Raw genomic sequence first — 3,953 nt, forward strand, 5'->3', positions numbered from 1 at the left:
AATCTGCCGGAGGCAATAGACGAACAGAGCTTGGCGAGCACGATACAAGCGGTGCTCGACCATCACGACATGCTGCGCTCTCGACTACGGAGGCAAGCCGACGGTCATTGGACGTGGGAGGTGTTGCCGGAAGGAGGGATTCGAGCGGACCGCCTCATCTGCCGGGTACCGATGAGAGGGAAGCCGGGAAGTTCCCAGTTCAATAACCTCGCGTCTGCGGAGTTGGATGCTGCGGCGGACCGGCTCGATCCCGGTGCCGGTGTGGTGATGCAGGTGGTGTGGTTCGAACCTGTGGAGGATAGCGCGCACGGCTGTGTTCTTGTGGTGGTACATCATTCGGCTATCGACGGTGTGTCCTGGCGAGTGTTGGTGCCGGATCTGGCGATTGCGTGGTCGCAGATCGTGGCTGGGGTGGAACCAGAGTTGCCGGCGGTTGGAACGTCGATGCGTCGCTGGGCTCATGGGTTTGTCGAGGAGGCCCGTCGGCCGGAGCGAGTAGCGGAACTCGACCGGTGGCGAGCGATGACGGCCGGCGACGATCCGGTGATCGGGTCGCGGCCCCTCGACCCGTCGGTCGATGTGAACAGATCGACGGATCATGTTTCCGTGGAACTGCCCACCGACGTGACAGAAGCCTTGCTGACCACAGTTCCTCAGGCGTTTCACGGTGGGGTCAGCGATGGGTTGCTGGCTGCGTTGGCAGTCGCGGTCACGCAATGGCGGCGAGATCGCCGACCGATGTCGGCAGGTGCCCCGATTGCCACGACGCTCATTGCGCTCGAAGGCCATGGACGAGAGGAGAACGCGGTCCCCGGTTCGGATCTGGGTCGTACCGTCGGCTGGTTCACCACGAGTTTTCCACTGCGCCTGGATCTTGCAGACATTGATCTCGACGACGCCTGCGCAGGTGGCCCGGCATTGGCTGCCGCAGTCAAATCTGTCAAGGAACAGATCCGGGCGGTACCCGATCACGGGATCGGGTACGGATTGTTGCGGTATCTCAACGAGGACACAGCTTTTGAGATGCGGGAGCTCGCAACACCGCAGATCGGATTCAACTATCTAGGGCGCGTCGGAGCATCAATCTCGGACGGAATCGGATGGTCGCCACTAGATGAAAATCGCAGGCTCGGCGGCTCCGACCGTGGTGGTGCTCAGGATCCTGACATGCCGATAGCGAGCGTCCTGGAGATCAACGCCATGACTCTCGGTAGCCAGGGCAAGCCCCGATTACGTGCGACGTGGTCATTCCCAACGGGGGTGCTGACTGTCGACGAGGTGAGCGCGCTGGCACGGTTGTGGACCGAAGTGTTGACCGCGATGGCCGACCATCCCATCGGGGGGCGGACTCCGTCGGACCTCACCTTGGTCAGTCTCGGCCAAGGTGAGATCGACGTGCTCGAGGACAGGTATCCCACATTGAGTGATGTGTGGCCGTTGTCCCCGCTGCAGGCAGGTTTGCTGTTCCATGCCCTGTTGTCCGAGGAGTCGATAGACGCGTACGTCGTGCAATTGACCGTCGAATTGCGGGGTGAGGTCGATTCGGAGCGTTTGCGTCAGGCGGGTCAGGTGGTGCTCGATCGCTACCCGAATCTGAGGACCGCATTTGTCTCCGACCTCGAACCCGGGCCGGTGCAGGTGGTTCAGGAACACCTGACGGTCGTGTGGTCGGAGATGGACCTCTCGGAACTCGACGAGGAAGCGCGCCGCCTGGAATTGGATCGGGTGATGGCCTCTGACAGAGCACACCGTTTTGATCCCACGCGTGCGCCGCTGCTGCGCTGGTTGCTCATCACTACAGGTCCGCAGAACTACCGGCTCGTAATGACCAATCATCATCTGCTGCTCGACGGTTGGTCGACGCCACTTTTGTTGCGTGAAGTGCTGCTGGCTTATGCCGCAGGTGAAGATGCCTTGCCCAGGGCGTACCCGTACCGTGACTACCTGGCGTGGATCAACCGGCAAGATACCGCTGGATCTGTGGACGAGTGGGTCAAACAACTTGCCGGCGCCCCGAGCCCTACCCTGGTCGCACCTGCCGATCCTGGTCGTCGGTACAGCGAGTCGCGGGATGTGTTCGGTGAGTTGACCGAGGAGCAGACTGCGGGGTTGATGTCGTTTGTTCGGGGTCGGGGGGTGACTGTGAATTCGGTGATCGAGATGGCGTGGTCGATTGTGTTGGGTGGGTGGACTTCTCGTGATGATGTGACGTTCGGTTCGACGGTGGCTGGTCGTCCTCCGCAGGTTGCGGGTGTGGAGTCGATGATCGGTTTGTTTGTCAATACGGTGCCGGTGCGGGTTCGGTTGGATCGGGGGGAGACTCTTGGTTCGCTTCTCGGCCGGATTCAGGCTGAGCAGGCTGGGCTTTTGGATCATCAGTATGTGGGTTTGGCGGATATTCAGCGGGTGGCGGGGCCGGGTGCGGTGTTCGACTCGATGACGGTGTTCGAGTCGTATCCGGTCGATCGTGGTGGGTTGACTGCGGAGACGGATATTGCGGGTATGCGGGTGGTTGATGTGAGTGGTGTTGACGCTGCGCACTATCCGATCGGCGTCGTTGCGCACCTGGACAACCGACTACACATCAGAATCAAGTATCTACCGGAACTTTTCGACAACGACACGATGAGCAGTGCTGTGGAGCGGGTTCTGCGTGTCATCAACACCACAGTCGCAGATCCTGACCTACCACTTGCAGCGCTGGACGTGCTCTCGCCCTCGGAGCGGCGGGAACTGGCTCCAGTTCAGGGTGGTTTGTCCGCGAAAGAACATGTGCTTCCGGAATTACTGTCGGCTGCGCGGGATCCGAACGCACTGGCAGTCGTGTGTGGTGATGAGCGGTTGTCGTATGGGGAGTTGGATGGTTGGTCGAATCGGTTGGCGCGGTTGTTGATTAGCCGTGGTGTTGGTTCGGGGTCGTGTGTTGCGGTGGCGTTGTCGCGGTCGGTGTTGTCGGTGGTGGCGTTGTGTGCGGTGGCGAAGTCGGGGGCGGCGTTTGTTGCGGTTGATCCGGGGTATCCGGCGGCGCGGGTGGAGTTCATGCTTGCTGATTGTGGTGCGGTGCTGGGTGTTACGTCTTCGGATCATGGTGGGGTGTTGCCGGGTTCGGTGCCGTGGGTGGTGCTCGATGATCCCGAGTTCGAGGGTGCGTTGGCGGGGTTTGATGCTGGGCCGGTGACGGATGCGGATCGGGGCGGAACACTGCGTCCGGATGGGGCGGCGTATGTGGTGTATACGTCGGGGTCGACGGGTGTGCCGAAGGGTGTGGTGGTGCCGCATCGGGGGTTGGCGAATTTGGTTGTGGATCAGTGTGTTCGGTTCGGTTTGGGTGCCGACTCGGTGGTGTTGCATGGCGCGTCGCCGAGTTTTGATGCTGCGGTGCTCGAGCAGTTGTGGGCGTTGGGGTCTGGTGGTCGGTTGGTGGTTGCTCCACCGGGGGTGTTCGGGGGCGGCGAGCTTCGGGAGTTGTTGGTGCGGGAGAGGGTTTCTCATGTTGCGTTGACGCCGACGGTGTTGGGGACTGTTGATCCGTCCGGGCTTGTGGATTTGTCGACGGTGGTGGTGGGGGGTGAGGTGTGTTCGCCGGAGTTGGTGGCGCGGTGGTGTTCGCCGGGTCGGGTGGTGGTGAATACGTATGGTCCGGCGGAGGCGACGGTGCAGTCGAATGCGAGTGTGCCGTTGGTGGTGGGGGATTCGGTGACGATTGGTGGGCCGATTCGGGGTGTGGCGGAGGTTGTTCTTGATGGTTGGTTGCGTCCGGTTCCGGTGGGTGTGGTGGGGGAGTTGTATCTTTCGGGTCCTGGTTTGGCGCGCGGGTATGTGAATCGGAGAGGGTTGACTGCGTCGAGGTTTGTGGCGGATCCGTTTGGCGGCGGTGGGCGGAGGTTGTATCGGACGGGGGATGTGGTTCGGTGGCGCCGGGTTTCGGGTGGGGGTCTCGCGTTGGAGTTTGT

1 protein-coding gene is annotated in these 3,953 nt (G+C 61.7%); it reads left to right on the forward strand.

Annotated elements, in window-relative coordinates; genetic code table 11:
- Nucleotides 1-30: 30 nt before the first annotated feature.
- Nucleotides 31-3,953 (forward strand): amino acid adenylation domain-containing protein (locus C7T36_RS30175; protein WP_258190624.1); only part of this gene is annotated, 3,923 nt, incomplete at its 3' end.

Origin of the sequence: Rhodococcus sp. AD45-ID (genome assembly GCF_003023755.1) — a bacterium.
GTDB classification, from domain to species: domain Bacteria; phylum Actinomycetota; class Actinomycetes; order Mycobacteriales; family Mycobacteriaceae; genus Rhodococcus_F; species Rhodococcus_F globerula.